Raw genomic sequence first — 14,933 nt, 5'->3', positions numbered from 1 at the left:
TGAATCTGATTTTATTTGTGGTCTCTCGGTTCATTCAATAGCATACGCGATACTCAGCTCAATCGACGTACCCTTTCCCATATTTTTCTAATGGCGTTTCCCGCGATCGGCATCCACTTTTATTGTGGCGGGCCCGGCAATGGAAAGATAGGAAATGCGCTTTCTTTCCCGTCGTCCACGGGTCACGGAGTCAAGAATAAATCCACAAGCCAGGAACAAAAACGACAGCAGCATGCAGGCGCTCGACAGCACCGCCGTCGGCAACCGCGGCACCAGCCCCGTCTCAAAAAAGGTCAGCACAACCGGGATCGCAAGGACAACAGACATTGCGGCGAACAGGATAAATAATCCGCCGAAGAAAGTCATCGGCCGCTCGTCCTTAATCAGCTTGACGATCAGCTTCGTGATTTTCAATCCGTCCGAAAAGGTATTGAGCTTGCTGTCCGATCCTTCCGGACGCTCCAGATAGGTGCTAGCAATTTCGGCGACCGGCATGTTCAGCTCAAGCGCGTGAATGGTGAGTTCTGTCTCAATCTCGAAACCCTCCGAGAGGATCGGGAATGACTTGACGAACCGGCGCGAGAATACACGATATCCCGTCAGGATATCTTCAAAGCGTCGGCCGAATACGCGCGCGACAATCCCCGAGAACATGCGGTTGCCGAATACATGCCCTTTGCGATAGGCCGCCTGCCGGGTCGCAACACGTTTGGCGCAGACCATATCCAGACGGTGTTTCAACAGATGATCGACCAGGACTGGCGCAAGGGAGGCTTCATAGGTCGCGTCCCCATCCACCATCAGATAAATATCCGCTTCAATATCAGAAAACAGGCGCCTGATTGCGTTACCCTTGCCAGGCATATCTTCATAGATTACATCCGCTCCCGCTTCCGCGGCCACTTCGGCTGTTCTATCTGTTGACGCATTGTCACAGACAACTATTCGCGCCTCCGGCAGGGCCGCGCGAAAATCCCGGATAACCGCGGCGATCGTCTGTTCTTCATTGAGGCAAGGGATCATGACGGCAAGAGATGCGGATCGCCAGAGTTCCCCCGGTCCGGCCACTGCATCTGGCTTTTCAATCAGGTCGCTCTGGTTCATTCTCCACCATTCCTAACCGCAAACAGTCTCCAGGGAGGCGGTACATCAATCTCCGTTAGGTCGTCCGGCAAGGTCCCGCCCAAAAGTCTATTATAGAGGACTTCCGGTGATTCTGACTCCTGAAAGTAAGATTTTGACGAAGCATTGGGGCAGATGAGGATATAGTCAATGCCGTATTTGCGGAGAATCTCATCACTTCTGGAATAATCTGTCGCGGTTAAAAGTGCGTGTGCGTCGAAAATACTTTCACCGTTGCGGTGATAGGGAACAGCAAGAAAATAATGCGGTGTCCGATAAATAAGTTCTGGTCCGAAATCAAGATTATTGGCAAATCTAAGATAACCACGGCCGCGAATGAACGCATCATCGCTCAAGGTTGCGGCAATTTCGGGGATACTACATTGCGGCTCTTTTTGCTTTGCCGCCGCAACTGCCTCCGACGACTTCAGGCCATTGCTAACAGTGCCTACCAGAAATGCCAGAAAGAACGGCCCAAGAATAATGGCTGCGCGCACCAGAAGTCCCGTCGCGCCTTTCTTCCAGCCATGATAATGGGCATTGATCCTGTTTAGCAGATATTCCAGAAGCTGCCCTGCGGCGATCACACCAACGACGGCGAGGTAAAGGGATGAACGCATATGAAATAGCGCCAAGACGCCTGTACAGATCAGAACCGGCAACAGCCGTACCCACATTTGACGGTGTTCCGTATGGCCTTTTCCAATCAGGACAAAGCCACCGTAAACAACGCCAATAAACGGCAATAGACAATAAAGGATCGTCATACGTGGGCTGTCCAGCAACGGCAGCATTTCGCTCACCTTGTCGTACCATATCGGCCCAATCCGCGGATCCGCCTCAGCGACAGGCCCGACCAACAGGTCCGGAAAATAGAAGAAAATCGGGCCAAGGCATATAATACCAAATACGATCGTACCAGTCAGGCGCCGACCGATCTTGTTTGTGCGGCCGATAAACACAGCAAAGACAGACCAGAAGAGAACCGGACACGCCACCAAGAAGAGCTGGGCTATGGAAATCCGGTCAAAGCGCGCAACCAGCCAGTTCTCCGGAGCGACATCAATAGCAATGGCGGTTATACACAGTAACAGCCCGCCCACAGCAAAATCCTGATTGGCGCGTCTCCAATTCTCCCCCCAGAAAAGCCAGCAAAGACCAAGGCCCAGGGTAACAGGAACAAACACAATCAAGTATTCAAGGCTGATCCACAACCCAAGGCCGCTTAACATGCCTCCGATCAACGCGAGCCGGAGTGGTCTGCCGTCCGAAGTGAGGCGTATCATGCAGCCAAGAACAGCAGCAGTCAGTACTGCCAGTACCATATGATGATCTACCCGGCCGACATTGAAGTAATTCTGAATTACCGGCTGAACGGCAAGAAGTAGAACGATTGAAAATAGGTTACCGGGCTGCATTAACGGCATCACGGCCCATATACAGACCATAACGAGGATCAGCGACATCAATATCGGCAAGGCGACACCGGCCGTTTCAATTGCCTTTGATATGTCCATAAAAGGCATTAGGGGCGCCGCCGTGCCAAGGATCAGCAGATCCATCGGTCGCGTCCAGTGAATATCGGCTCCGCCTTCGCCTGCTGCTCGGGCGACACGGCCTTCATACCAGTCTCCTGTCTGGACTAAAGTATTCACCCTTTCCAAGCGCATGAAGGCATCCGGCCCCTCGGGCTGAAAGGCATTCGGACCGGACGTAAACTGCGCGGGCAGGATTACAAAGCAGGTCAGCCAAAGCAAAATAAACATCAAAACACGTTCGATGGTCACAGATGTTTCCTTGATTCCAGTAAATGCGCGTTTCCGTTCAGCCAAAAGCTAGCGTAAAAACCTTAACAAAAAGGAAGGCATATCTGAAAAATCTTAAATTCCCGGCCGATCTAGGTATCCCGACAATCAGGGGCTATTCTTTGGATCGAAGCCCTTCGTCGGCCGTAGTGACAGGCTTCATGAGGCTGCGGTCACTCGTCAGTGCTTCTTCGACTTTCTCGCATATTTCATCAAGCGAGAAAGGCTTGGCGATAACGTCATGAATCAGCATTTCAAGATTGTAGGCTCGTTGTCTCTCGGCGGCATATCCTGTCATCATCAAAACCTTGAGATCAGGAAAATCCTTTGTCACTTTGAGGGCAAGGGCAATGCCATCCATAACCGGCATCACAATATCAGTAAGCAACAGGTCAAATTGCTTGTCCCGTTGCAAGACAGCCAGCGCCTCTGCGCCATCCTCAACGGCGACGGTTTCGTGCCCAATATGAGTTAAAGCGCGGCTGATGAATTCCCGAAGGGCGGCCTCATCCTCTGCAATCAATATCCGCGCCATATGTACATTCCGCTCAATTCTTGACGATATAACCTATATAAGGAAGCTCCCTGTAATAGTGAGCATAATCAAGGCCATAGCCAACCACGAAGAGATCGGGGCAATCAAAGCCGACGAAATCCGCCTCGAAATCAGAGACTCTTTTTCCCTTCTTATCCAGCATCAAGCAAGTCTTAACCGTCGCGGCTCCCCGATCAAGAAGTTCCTGCGTCGCAAACGCCATAGTCCGACCCGACTCCAGAATATCATCGATTAGCAACACCTTGCGGCCCTTGACCGTATCGACGATATCCCGCGTGATCATCACATTTCCACTGCTGATGGTTTTATCTCCGTAGGAGGAAAGCGCCATGAAATCGATCTGCGGCTTTACGCCCGCATGGTGCAGGGCGCGGATCAAGTCTGCGGCGAAGACAAAACTCCCCTTCAGCACGGCGATGACCAGAATATCTGACCCCATTGAATTGGCAATTTCCTCTGCCAGTTCTTCATTGCGTTTGGCGATATCCGCGCTTGCGAACAGGATTTCAATATCTGATTTCGCCTCGGCGATATTCATGGTGGTCCTTTCAAAATAGCTATGACGTTCCGTCGGTCTCTATACAACAGGTATCGAGGGACCTAATTCTCCGGGTCGATCAAGTCAACCTTAACATTCTTTGCCTCGTCAGGTGGCTGGTTCATGCTGCTGGAAAATTCAATCTGGCCCCAAGGTGGAACCTCGGGATCCTCAGTTGCCGTCGTCCAGCTATAAACGCTTTGCCCCCCTTCATCCATCAGCGCGATCTTAATGCGCGGAACGGGTTGCGGGCTTTCTGTAACATTTTTTATGACGCCCGACACTGTCAGGGTTGTCACGCCGTTCTGCATCACCGACTTTGTTTTCAGGTCATGTATTTCAAGCCCGAGTAAATTCTGGGTTTCAACATCGATCTGCAGATATTGATACGCTGTCGAGGATCCCGGCCAGATCTGCACAACGTAGTTGCGGCCAAAATACGCGCCGCAAACAAGAACCACCACCACCAGAAGGAGGAGAAGCCAGGCTATCCAGCGCCGCTTTCTTCCGGAATTTCCATTTACAGCAGCACCGGCCTGGGTTGCCGTCATCTGCTCAATGCTCATCCCCTGGTCCGGCGGGGTGTCGGGCGTGCTTGCAACTGGTTTATCGGGCGCAGATTCGGCAGCGACTTTCTTTGGCATGTCCTCCGGAGGGAACTCACGCCACTTGTGGCCACATTTGGCGCATTTGACCGCACGCCCTTCAGGACCGATCGTAGACGGATCAATCGAATAACGGGTTGAGCAACTCGAACAGGTTAGAATCATTGGCCAGGATTACCAACTCACAAATTAAAGTTCCTTTTTTATAAGCGTTTGCTTGGACATGCACAAGACTGGCTGATAAATCTATCTTAGTTTATCTTCTGTCGCGTAATTTTGGGAGGACAGTTTGGTCAGGTTTGAGAATGTTGGCATGCGCTATGGGCTGGGGCCTGAAGTATTGCGCGATATCAGTTTTCACCTGCGGCCCGGTTCCTTTCATTTTTTGACAGGCCCCACGGGTGCCGGTAAAAGTTCCCTGCTGAAATTACTTGCTTTGTCGCATCGGCCAAGTCGTGGACTGATAACGCTTTTCAACAAGGAAGTCTCCAGTCTTGCCCGCGATGACCTGCCCTCGATGCGCCGGAAAATTGGCGTTGTCTACCAGGATTTTCGGCTGCTAGACCATCTCTCCGCCCTGGAAAATGTTGCCCTGCCGCTCAAAATCGCTGGGGCAAAGAACGACCAAATTTATCAGCATGTCGCCGAATTGCTGGAATGGGTTGGCCTCGGCCGGCAGGTGGATGCAAAACCACCGACGCTCTCTGGCGGGGAAAAACAACGGGTCGCTATCGCCCGTGCTGTGATCAACCGGCCACAGCTTTTGATCGCCGACGAACCAACGGGAAGCATGGACGCCGAGATGGGGCTGCGACTCATGTATCTTTTTCAGGAACTCAATAAAATCGGGACGACGGTAGTTGTCGCGACCCATGATCTGGAGTTAATCAAGCGATTTGGCAATCCGGTCATGTTTCTCAAAGACGGACTACTGACCACTCGCGTCCAAGACGAGCTTCCCGCGACGTTCAGCAAGGATCCGGTATGATACAGTTTTTCGGAAAATCCGCAGAATTACAGCTGGAAAAAGATGTCTCCACCCGTTACCTGCCTGTCGTGATTGCGGCCATGATCTTTCTTGCCGCGCTTTCAATCGGCGGGCTGTTTTCCCTGAGCAATGCCATCAGCGACTGGTCGAAAACACTCACGGACAACTTGACCGTCGAGATTGCGTTTGACCCCTCGGCCGATCTCGACAAGAAAGTAACGGATGCCGTTGCTCTTCTTTCGGCGACGCCCGGTGTCGCCTCCGCCCGCGCAATCAAGCAGGACGAAACACTGCAACTGCTGGAGCCTTTCCTTGGAAAGAATGCGGCTCTTGGTGGCCTTCCCATCCCTCGCCTTGTTGAAGTCATCATTGCGCAAGACAGCGCCATCGATCTCGCCGCGTTAAACAGGAAACTGGCCGAGGCTGTCCCGGGGGCCCGCCTTGATATCCATCGACCCTGGCTCGACAAGATGGTTCTTCTTGGCAGGTCAATTCAGATTCTGGCGGCCGGAATCATGCTGCTGATCGGCTGCGTTACCGTGATTATCGTGATTTTCGCCGTCCGCACCGGCCTGATCATGCATTCGGAGGTTATACAGGTCCTGCACCTCATTGGTGCACGCGACAATTATATTGCTGAGCAGTTCCAGAACTATTTCTCCCGCCTTAGCTTCTTGGGTGCCTTGCCGGGCCTTATCGTCGCCATCATTGTGATGTTTATTTTCAATTTCCTTGTTGGATCGCTGGAAGCGTCTATGTTACCGCCGCTCTCAGTTGGTATAGAGGGAACGGTTGCGCTGATGTTGCTTCCCTTTTTGGTGGCCCTGCTGACGAAATACACCGTCCGGCGGGTCGTGTTAAAGTCGCTTCGCCGGATGATGTAGTATGCTTGTATTGCTGGACAGGGATGGGGTAATCAATGAAGACCGGGCGGATTTCGTGAAATCGCCGGCGGAGCTCATTTTCATCCCGAAAGCGCTGGAGGCGATTGCCCGGCTCAAAGCGCATGGACACAGGTTGGTGGTTGTAACCAACCAGTCCTGTATCGGGCGCGGGATTATCAATGAAGAACAGCTGGCAGCCATTCATGGCAAACTCAAGGATAGTCTGGCCAAGCTGTCCGGTGATCTGGATGATATCATTGTCGCCCCTGACGCCCCCTGGGCGGCCACGCCACGGCGCAAGCCCGGACCGGGAATGCTTTTTGAAGCAATGCAAAAATATCACACTGCGGCCCGTGAAACCGTCTTTATAGGTGACAGCGCGCGGGACATTGAGGCGGCGAGATCCGCGGAATGCCATCGCATTCTCGTCCGGACAGGGAAAGGACAGAAAACGCTGGCGGAAGGACTTCCGCGGCACCTTATGCCCGTCCATGTCGCCGAAGACCTTGACGAAGCGGCAGGTTTCATTCTTGAGGGAAGGTTCTAACATATGCCCCTTCGCTGGAAATTTACTGTGGCCGCAGTCTTTCTCTTTCTGTGCCTTTGGACGGGGGCGTTCCTCACATTCATGGCGGAGGTTGAAAGCAGGCTGCCCGCCCTGCCCCATGAAATCAACGGGATAGTCATCCTGACCGGCACGCCAGCGCGGTTGACGGCAGGATTTGACCTCTTGAAAGAAAATGACGGGGCGCGGTTGCTGGTGTCCGGCGTGAATTCAAAGGTAACGCGCGAGACCTTGCGTCAAGCCACCGGGCAAAGCGCGGAATTAATGAATTGTTGCGTTGATCTCGGCCGGCTTGCCCGCAATACGGAAGGCAATGCCTATGAAACCTCGCTCTGGGCCAAATCAAATAATTTTAACAGTCTCGCCATCGTCACCAGCGCCTATCATATGCCCCGCAGCCTTGTAGAGCTGAAACGGCAGATGCCCGACATTAAACTTATTGCCTATCCCGTCGCCAGTGATACGCTTGAACTAACCGGCTGGTGGAAAAACCCAAGGGCCTTTATGGTGGTGGCCGGAGAGTTCAATAAGTATGTTTTCAGTCTTGTCCGGGCCCGGCTTGACGATTAGACGCTGAAAGAGAGTCGCGTGACGCAACTAAGATCCCTAGCCTTCTTTATCTGCTTTTTTGCGTGGTCTACGGTGATGAACCTGGCCTTTTTGCCGTTCCTTCCCTTTGACCGGAAGTGGATTGTTCTCGGGCAGCGTATTTGGTCGAGAGGAATTGTCGTTCTTCTCCGCAGTATCTGTAATCTGCGCCTGGAGATCCGGGGAGAGGAATATCTCCCGAGCGGAGCCGCTATTGTCGCCGCCAAGCATCAGTCCGCGTTTGAGACCATGATATTTCACCTGATCACCGACGATCCGGCGATAATCCTGAAAAAGGAACTTCTCAGCATTCCCGTCTATGGCTGGTACTGCCGCAAGACAAAGATGATTGCCGTGGACCGCAAGGGCCACGCAGCCGCACTGAAATCCATGCTGGCGCAAGCACAGCACGCCATGGACGACCAACGCCCGATCATTATTTTCCCTGAGGGGACTCGCTCCCCTCTTGATGAGGATCTCCCCTTTCAGCCGGGAATCGCTGCCCTATATACGAAATTGCAGCAGCCGGTGGTACCGGTCGCGCTCAACACGGGCCTATTCTGGCCAAGAAGGAGCTTTTTCTGCCGACCGGGTGTTATGGTGATCGAGTTTCTACCGCCGATCGAGGCCGGAATGGACCGAAAAGTGTTCATGAAGGAGCTCAAATCCAGAATTGAGACCAAAACCGAGGCTTTGGTTGCTGAGGGACGGACAAAATACATCTCTTGATCACTGCTGCAGATATTAGATTTTACGCGAGCCCCCTTTGCAACTATATTTAGTAGGACGAGTTTTTCTAAAGTGAAGGTGCCCTTATGTCGCCCGTCGCCCCGATATCGCAGCAGATATGGGATATGAAATACCGCTACAAATCTGCCGATGACAATGCCAAGGAACGCACCATCGAGGATAGCTGGCGACGTGTCGCCCGCGCCATGGCTGCGGTGGAACCCGTGGAACAGCGTCAAAAATGGGAAGATCGTTTCTACGCACTCCTTGAGGATTACAAATTTCTTCCTGCGGGGCGTATTCTTTCCGGTGCAGGAACAAAACGGAAAGTCACGTTATTCAACTGCTTTGTCATGGGCGACATCGCCGATGACATGTCGTCAATCTTCGACAATTTGAAGGAGGCGGCGCTCACTATGCAGCAGGGCGGCGGGATCGGTTATAATTTCTCGACCCTCCGGCCGAAGGGTGCGCCCGTGCATGGCATGGGATCGGATGCCTCCGGTCCGCTCAGTTTCATGGATGTCTGGGACAGCATGTGCCGCACGATCATGAGCGCGGGCTCCCGCCGGGGCGCCATGATGGCGACTTTACGCTGTGACCATCCCGATATTCTCGATTTCATCAAGGCAAAGCAGGATCCCGGCCGTCTCCGGATGTTCAACCTCTCGGTCCTTGTAACGGACGCCTTTATGGAGGCTGTCAAGAAGGATGACGCCTGGGAACTTCGCTTTGACGGCACCCTCTACAAGACCGTGCAGGCCCGCGAGCTCTGGGACGAGATTATGCGTTCGACCTACGCCTTTGCGGAACCGGGCGTTATTTTTATCGACCGCATCAATTCCCGGAATAACCTCTACTATACAGAGACCATCACCGGCACCAATCCCTGCGGAGAGCAGCCCTTGCCCGCCTATGGCGCCTGCCTGCTGGGGTCGGTCAATCTTACCAAGATGGTTGTTCATCCGTTTGAGAAGAAGGCGGCTATAGACCTCAAGAAACTCGACGGCGTGGTCCGAGACGCAATCCGGCTGATGGATAATGTGGTTGATGTTTCGGGCTATCCCCTTCCCGAACAAGCGGATGAAGCGCGAGCGAAACGACGGATCGGCCTCGGTATTACCGGTCTTGCCGATGCGTTGATCATGTGTGGCGTTCGTTATGGTTCGGACAAGGCGCTCGCCCTGACCCGCCAGTGGATGGCACAGATCCAGCGATCTGCCTATCTCGCTTCCGCCGACCTTGCGGCCGAAAAAGGGGCGTTTCCGCTCTTTGACAAGGAAAAATACCTGGCTGGAGAGACGATCCGTGCCCTCGATAAAGACATCCGCAAGGCGATCGTGGAAAAAGGAATTCGCAACGCGCTTGTCACTTCCGTTGCGCCAACGGGAACAATCTCCCTGCTCGCGGATAATATCTCAAGCGGGATCGAACCGGTTTTCAGCTTTTCCTACACCCGAAATGTCCTGATGCCCGACGATACACGCAAGTCAGAGGAAGTGACCGACTATGCACTTCGGCTGTTCCGTCGCCTGAAGGGGGCGGATACGCCGCTTCCCGACTACTTCGTCGATGCGCAGGTGCTGACGCCGCCCGATCACGTGCGGATGCAGGCTGCCGTGCAGGAATATATCGACAGTTCAATCTCGAAGACCATCAACTGTCCGGAAGATATCAGCTTCGAGAATTTCAAGGATATTTATCTGCAAGCCTATGAGCAGGGCTGCAAGGGCTGCACGACCTATCGCCCTAACGATGTCACCGGCGCGGTGCTGGAGGTGAAGAAGGAAACAGGCGCGGAGGAACAACCTGCCCTGCCGCTGCAGGAACCCTATACGAAACCTTCGGATAGTTTTGAAGCGGGCGGAATTGTCTATATGACGAAACCACTTGACCGACCTGGAACCCTGCCCGGCCAGACCTACAAGCTCCGCTGGCCAGAGAGCAATCATGCCATATATATAACACTCAATGACATCATTCAGGATGGTCGCCGTCGCCCGTTCGAGATTTTCATCAACTCAAAAAATGTCGAGCATTTTGCTTGGACAGTCGCCCTGACCCGCATGATTTCCGCGGTTTTCCGCCGCGGCGGCGACGTCAGCTTCGTGGTCGGGGAGTTAAAGGCTGTATTTGATCCGCGGGGCGGCGCTTGGGTGAAGGGAAAATATGTGCCCTCCCTCCTTGCGGCGATTGGCGAGGTGATCGAGACCCACATGATCCAGATCGGCTTCCTTCCTCCACCTGCCGAGAAGAAGTCCGACACGAGCGAGGCGGTCTCGAAAGTGGTCGTGGGTGGAACAAGCAAACCAAAAGAAGGGCTGCTCCGCCAATGCCCGCAATGCGGTGAAGCCGGGCTCCTCCGTATTGAAGGCTGCGATACCTGCACAACTTGTGGCTATTCAAAATGCAGTTGACCAACAGTCCCCGGTACGAATCTGTTTCGGGTCAATTTTGTGCAGAAATATCGCTTTCAACATAAGATAAAAGACGTTAATAACGCCAGATAGTCTGCAATGGAGATGCAAATGACGGAAACAACGATCCGCCCCTTTCATCTGGCGTTTCCCGTCGATGATTTGACGGCCGCCCGGGACTTTTACAAAGGCTTGCTAGGGTGTGGAGAAGGACGGAGTTCCGAGGAATGGATCGACTTCAATTTCCATGGTCATCAAATCGTCGCTCACCTCGCGCCGGAAGAAATCGGCGCTGCCAAGACCAGCAATGTGGATGGCCATGGTGTGCCCTGTCGGCATTTCGGACTGGTGATGGCAATGGACGAATGGCAGGAAACCGCTGATCGCCTTACCGCCGCAGGCATTGACTTCATCATTGAACCCTATGTCCGCTTCAAGGGCGAACCCGGTGAGCAAGCCACGATGTTCTTCACCGATCCGGCCGGCAATGCCATTGAGCTGAAGGCTTTCAAGAATCTGGACCAGCTGTTCGCGACCTAACTACCGCTTTCGATCAGCGCCATGATGCGGTGAAGCGGTCCGTCGGCAATACCGAATTCATCGAGATGCTCCAGCGTACTCTTCAGATAATCCACATTCGGGCCGCCCCTGCCATGCGCGCGGGCGATGATCCTCGCGGCGTCCTCCAGGGATGGTTTACCGCAATATTGCTCATGGCTCGGATTTGCGACAAAGGTGAGCGCAGATGCCATGACGCCATCATTCAGGAGCCTGATCCGCACCATCTTGGGCCGATAGACACTTGTCACCATTTCCCGACGGTAAAGATAGTCGATCACCGGCTCACGGATATCCGCGGGACAAAGAATACCTTTCCCACGGCATGATCCGCCCCGATCAAGACCAAGGACCAGTCCGGGATTCTCCCGGGTACCCCGATGCACGACGGACGATACACAGAAAGCGCGATGATACCCGTAAAGCTGTGCATCCTGTATGCCGAGATGATCAAAACCCGGTCTCCACATCAAGGAGCCATACCCGAATATCCAAAGATCTTCTCCATCCGGCAATTCCGGCAGTGGATAATCAACAGGGGGAAGATCCGGTTCCAGGGCCAAATCAAATTTTCGCGTCATGTACGACCTGCCTTCTTGAACCTGTAATTTACAAGAGCCACTCCGGCCACGGCGATTCCCATTCCCAGAAGGGAAAGCGCGCCCAATGTCTCATCGAAAAGGAAATAGGCAACAACCGCGGTGCATGGTGGCGTCAGATAAAAAAGACTGGATACATTCGCCGCAGCCCCCGTCCGCAAAAGCATGTATAGAAGCGTCATGGCGCCAAGTGACAAAATGATCACGAGCCAGAGCAGCGCGAAGATCAACTCCCCGGACCAAATCACCTCTCCCGTCTCGAACAGGAGCGAGGTGAGATAGAAATAAACCCCCGCAACCGCAAACTGGATCAGGTTCCCGCTTTTGATATTCATCTGGGAGCAGAATTTCTTCTGATACAGGGTCGCCGCGGCAATGCTGACGAGGGCGATGAAGGAAAGGCTCATGCCGAAAAGCGTCCCTTCCCCGATTGAGAGTTTGTTTGATACCACCAGAAAAACACCGGCAAGCCCCAGCAACAGACCGATCCATTTTTGCAAGGAAACTGTCTCCTTCAGCAAGACCCCCGCGAGCGCGGCCACGATAAGGGGCTGAATACCGACAATGAGCGAGGAAATTCCCGCCGGTGTCCCTTTCGATATGGAGAGAAAGACAAACCCCAGATACCCACCATGCATCAAGAGCCCGCCGATAGAGATATGAATATAATCAATCCAGCGGGCAGGCCATTGGGTCTGGGTAATCAACACAAATGGCACCATAAGCAACACGCAAATGCCAAATCGTATGGCAAGAAAAGTCATCGGCTCGACAAAGGGGAGGCCCATTTTCGCGCCGATAAAGCCGGTGCTCCATAAAAAGACGAATATGATCGGCATCGCTTTTACGAACAGGCCGGTAGAGGGCTGGTTGAAATTATCTGTCATTTCACATGCGGGCCGGGATCAGGATTTTCTGTAATTGCTGCAATTCTTTCTATATAGAGTGCGTAAGCGTTTCACAAGCAATCAACCCGGACCGGCGATGCGTATTCTCTTTGGCGGCATTATGGCTCTCCTCCTCATTATAGGCGGCTATGTCTACTGGTGGCACCATGTCGCCGACCGGCTGGTGGATATGGCTGAAAACTGGCGAGAACAGCGGATTAGCGAAGGCTATGAAATTCGTCATAATCCACTGGTCACGTCCGGTTTTCCCTATCGCGTCAGGATAACAGCAGAGGCGGTCTCTATTGCTAACCCGACCCATGTGCAGGCACCCCGAGTTGACATTCCTGTCTTTTGGGCTGTTGTGCAACCATGGCGCATTAATCACGTGATTTTTGGCGTGGAAGGTGGCGGGCGGGCTGACTGGCTGGAAGGAGGCGAGAAAAAAGGCCTGGATTTCACGGCCTCTTCCGCCCTTGGCAGCGCGACATTCAACACCCGCGGAAGGATACGTACCGTCGCCGTCGACATTTCGGAACTGTCGGCGCGGCCATCTTGGCGTCCGCCAGTCACAGCGGAGCGATTACAAATACATGGCCGCCCCAAATCACCTGAGAATACGGGCGACAAGAAAGGAAATGAGGAAGGCGGGGGTCAGCAGATCGCTGTTCGCGCTGACAATATGATCATCGAGGGGATCGATGATTTCCCCCTCGGAAAACGGATCGAGGATTTCTCCCTCTCCTCTATTCTCTATGGCACGGTGCGCAAACTTCCCGCATCCGACACCCTTGCCGAATGGCGGGACACAGGCGGCTACGTTGATATCCAGGCGATCAATATCGATTGGGGCCATGGCGCCATTTCCGGCAAAGGCGCGCTGACCCTCGATGATCGCCTGAGACCAAAAGGGGAGCTCGAGACCCGCATTTCCGGATATGAGGCAATTCTGGCGGCTCTTACAGAAACGCGTCAAATCGATGCAAATGCGGCACGCACCATTGGCTTCGGTTTGAGTTTGCTCGCCAAGGAGGGCGATGATGGCAAACGCTATATCGCGCTGCCCCTTTCCGCACAGGATGGCGGGGTTTATCTTGGACCCGTCTATCTGATGCGTCTCGGCTCCGTTATCGGGAACAAATAGGCGTCGTCAGGACTTCTTCGGTGTTTCGTCCGATGTATGAACACGACCGAAATCCGGTTCCGGCGTTTCCTGCCCGGCATCGATAATCTGGCGACGAATAGCCCGTGTACGCGAGAAGATATTAAACAGGGTCTCTCCATCATCCCGCCGGATAGCCCGCTGCAACGCAGTCAAATCCTCGGTAAACCGGCCGAGCATTTCCAGCACCGCGTCCTTGTTGTGCAGGAACACGTCGCGCCACATGGTTGGATCGGATGCGGCGATACGGGTAAAGTCGCGAAAACCACCGGCTGAATATTTGATCACTTCCGACTGGGTCACATCTTCCAGATCATCTGCCGTGCCGACAATATTATAGGCAATCAGATGCGGGATATGGGACGTGATGGCGAGGACAAGGTCATGATGTTCCGCATCCATGATCTCCACCTTGCTGCCCATCGCGGTCCAGAATGCCGTGAGCCTTTCAACCGCCGGCTCGCTCGCCTGCCCGTTCGGTGTCAGGATGCACCAGCGATTGATAAACAATTCGGCAAAGCCCGCAGCGGGACCGGATTTTTCCGTACCCGCAACCGGATGCCCCGGAATAAAATCGACATAGTCTGGCATATGCGGGCCGATGGCCTTGATAACCGTGTTCTTGACGGACCCGACATCGGTAACAATGGCGCCTTTTTCAAGCGACGACCCTACCTGCTCCGCCAGCTTTTCATAGGTACCGACCGGCGTACAAAAAATGACCAGGTCCGCGCCTTTAACCGCGTCTGCCGGGCTCTCAAACGCCATATCGACGATGCCAAGTTCCTTCGCAACCCGCCGGCTGTCAGCCGTACGTGCTGCACAGACTATTTCGTCGGCGAGCTTGTGCTTGCGCGCGGCGCGGGCGATCGATGACCCGATTAGACCGATGCCGATCAATGCCAGCCGTTTGAATTTCACTTCCGTCAT

The 14,933-nt window shown here is 53.7% G+C and carries 16 protein-coding genes and 1 pseudogene; 8 read left to right on the top strand and 9 right to left on the bottom strand.

Features of this window, described 5'->3' with window-relative positions; genetic code table 11:
* Positions 1-87: 87 nt before the first annotated feature.
* The 6 genes and pseudogenes from J0X12_RS04780 to J0X12_RS17665 all read right to left on the bottom strand — a co-directional run.
* Positions 88-1,104 (bottom strand): glycosyltransferase family 2 protein, encoded by a 1,017-nt coding sequence (locus J0X12_RS04780; RefSeq protein ID WP_207042792.1) that lies wholly within the window; start codon positions 1,102-1,104, stop codon positions 88-90.
* Positions 1,101-2,909, bottom strand: coding sequence for a hypothetical protein (locus tag J0X12_RS04775; RefSeq protein ID WP_207042790.1), 1,809 nt, complete (start codon positions 2,907-2,909; stop codon positions 1,101-1,103). Before J0X12_RS04775 ends, J0X12_RS04780 begins: the two co-directional genes overlap by 4 nt.
* Before the next feature lie 133 nt (positions 2,910-3,042).
* The gene (locus tag J0X12_RS04770) at positions 3,043-3,462 is read right to left on the bottom strand and encodes a response regulator (protein ID WP_207042789.1); all 420 of its coding nucleotides are present in this window, start codon (positions 3,460-3,462) and stop codon (positions 3,043-3,045) included.
* Positions 3,463-3,475: 13 nt separating this feature from the next.
* On the bottom strand, positions 3,476-4,015 hold the full coding sequence (gene hpt, locus J0X12_RS04765; protein WP_420497044.1) for a hypoxanthine phosphoribosyltransferase: 540 nt from the start codon (positions 4,013-4,015) through the stop codon (positions 3,476-3,478).
* A gap of 68 nt (positions 4,016-4,083) precedes the next feature.
* Positions 4,084-4,665, bottom strand: a complete 582-nt coding sequence (locus tag J0X12_RS04760; RefSeq protein ID WP_237687947.1) for a DUF3426 domain-containing protein — start codon at positions 4,663-4,665, stop codon at positions 4,084-4,086.
* Between the two features lie 30 nt (positions 4,666-4,695).
* Positions 4,696-4,791: pseudogene (locus J0X12_RS17665) on the bottom strand (zinc-ribbon domain-containing protein); the annotation flags it as partial.
* A 124-nt stretch (positions 4,792-4,915) separates the two neighbouring features.
* On the opposite strand from J0X12_RS17665, the gene ftsE reads away from it, so the two are divergent.
* From ftsE to J0X12_RS04725, 7 genes are all read left to right on the top strand, one after another.
* Entirely contained in the window at positions 4,916-5,614 is a 699-nt protein-coding gene (ftsE, locus tag J0X12_RS04755) for a cell division ATP-binding protein FtsE (RefSeq protein WP_207042783.1), read from the top strand.
* Positions 5,611-6,498 (top strand): cell division protein FtsX, encoded by an 888-nt coding sequence (locus tag J0X12_RS04750; protein ID WP_207042781.1) that lies wholly within the window; start codon positions 5,611-5,613, stop codon positions 6,496-6,498. Before ftsE ends, J0X12_RS04750 begins: the two co-directional genes overlap by 4 nt.
* Before the next feature lies 1 nt (position 6,499).
* On the top strand, positions 6,500-7,045 hold the full coding sequence (locus J0X12_RS04745) for a D-glycero-alpha-D-manno-heptose-1,7-bisphosphate 7-phosphatase (protein ID WP_207042779.1): 546 nt from the start codon (positions 6,500-6,502) through the stop codon (positions 7,043-7,045).
* 27 nt (positions 7,046-7,072) lie between these two features.
* Positions 7,073-7,633, top strand: a complete 561-nt coding sequence (locus J0X12_RS04740) for an ElyC/SanA/YdcF family protein (protein ID WP_207042777.1) — start codon at positions 7,073-7,075, stop codon at positions 7,631-7,633.
* Positions 7,634-7,651: 18 nt separating this feature from the next.
* Entirely contained in the window at positions 7,652-8,380 is a 729-nt protein-coding gene (locus J0X12_RS04735) for a 1-acyl-sn-glycerol-3-phosphate acyltransferase (protein WP_207042775.1), read from the top strand.
* A gap of 86 nt (positions 8,381-8,466) precedes the next feature.
* The gene (locus J0X12_RS04730; RefSeq protein WP_207042772.1) at positions 8,467-10,797 is read left to right on the top strand and encodes an adenosylcobalamin-dependent ribonucleoside-diphosphate reductase; all 2,331 of its coding nucleotides are present in this window, start codon (positions 8,467-8,469) and stop codon (positions 10,795-10,797) included.
* A gap of 111 nt (positions 10,798-10,908) precedes the next feature.
* Positions 10,909-11,337, top strand: coding sequence for a VOC family protein (locus tag J0X12_RS04725; protein ID WP_207042767.1), 429 nt, complete (start codon positions 10,909-10,911; stop codon positions 11,335-11,337).
* On the opposite strand, the gene J0X12_RS04720 is transcribed toward J0X12_RS04725, so the two are convergent.
* Together J0X12_RS04720 and J0X12_RS04715 are read right to left on the bottom strand one after the other, a co-directional pair.
* On the bottom strand, positions 11,334-11,936 hold the full coding sequence (locus J0X12_RS04720; protein WP_207042766.1) for a gamma-glutamylcyclotransferase: 603 nt from the start codon (positions 11,934-11,936) through the stop codon (positions 11,334-11,336). The genes J0X12_RS04725 and J0X12_RS04720 overlap by 4 nt on opposite strands.
* A complete protein-coding gene (locus J0X12_RS04715; RefSeq protein WP_207042763.1) occupies positions 11,933-12,841 on the bottom strand; it encodes a DMT family transporter in 909 nt (302 codons plus the stop codon). Before J0X12_RS04715 ends, J0X12_RS04720 begins: the two co-directional genes overlap by 4 nt.
* A gap of 97 nt (positions 12,842-12,938) precedes the next feature.
* On the opposite strand from J0X12_RS04715, the gene J0X12_RS04710 reads away from it, so the two are divergent.
* Positions 12,939-13,985 carry a DUF2125 domain-containing protein gene (locus J0X12_RS04710; protein WP_207042762.1) on the top strand — a complete coding sequence of 349 codons (1,047 nt, stop codon included), beginning with the start codon at positions 12,939-12,941 and terminating at the stop codon, positions 13,983-13,985.
* Positions 13,986-13,991: 6 nt separating this feature from the next.
* Here the strand turns inward: J0X12_RS04710 and J0X12_RS04705 are convergent, their stop codons facing one another.
* Complete coding sequence (locus J0X12_RS04705) at positions 13,992-14,933, bottom strand: prephenate/arogenate dehydrogenase family protein (protein ID WP_207042761.1); 942 nt, start codon at positions 14,931-14,933, stop codon at positions 13,992-13,994.

This window comes from Sneathiella sedimenti (genome assembly GCF_017313765.1).
Lineage (GTDB): Bacteria > Pseudomonadota > Alphaproteobacteria > Sneathiellales > Sneathiellaceae > Sneathiella > Sneathiella sedimenti.
The sequence above is the reverse complement of the archived record's forward strand: the minus strand, read 5'-3'. Positions and strand labels throughout refer to the sequence as shown.

Bases quoted from the DNA above. Each gene is read 5' to 3' on its own strand.
- J0X12_RS04730 (WP_207042772.1), top strand. From the start codon at position 8,467: ATGTCGCCCGTCGCCCCGATATCGCAGCAGATATGGGATATGAAATAC.
- J0X12_RS04745 (WP_207042779.1), top strand. From the start codon at position 6,500: ATGCTTGTATTGCTGGACAGGGATGGGGTAATCAATGAAGACCGGGCG.
- J0X12_RS04720 (WP_207042766.1), bottom strand. From the start codon at position 11,936: ATGACGCGAAAATTTGATTTGGCCCTGGAACCGGATCTTCCCCCTGTT.
- J0X12_RS04770 (WP_207042789.1), bottom strand. From the start codon at position 3,462: ATGGCGCGGATATTGATTGCAGAGGATGAGGCCGCCCTTCGGGAATTC.
- J0X12_RS04760 (WP_237687947.1), bottom strand. From the start codon at position 4,665: ATGCCAAAGAAAGTCGCTGCCGAATCTGCGCCCGATAAACCAGTTGCA.
- J0X12_RS04780 (WP_207042792.1), bottom strand. From the start codon at position 1,104: ATGAACCAGAGCGACCTGATTGAAAAGCCAGATGCAGTGGCCGGACCG.
- J0X12_RS04715 (WP_207042763.1), bottom strand. From the start codon at position 12,841: ATGACAGATAATTTCAACCAGCCCTCTACCGGCCTGTTCGTAAAAGCG.
- J0X12_RS04725 (WP_207042767.1), top strand. From the start codon at position 10,909: ATGACGGAAACAACGATCCGCCCCTTTCATCTGGCGTTTCCCGTCGAT.
- J0X12_RS04705 (WP_207042761.1), bottom strand. From the start codon at position 14,933: ATGACGGAAGTGAAATTCAAACGGCTGGCATTGATCGGCATCGGTCTA.
- J0X12_RS04710 (WP_207042762.1), top strand. From the start codon at position 12,939: ATGCGTATTCTCTTTGGCGGCATTATGGCTCTCCTCCTCATTATAGGC.
- J0X12_RS04750 (WP_207042781.1), top strand. From the start codon at position 5,611: ATGATACAGTTTTTCGGAAAATCCGCAGAATTACAGCTGGAAAAAGAT.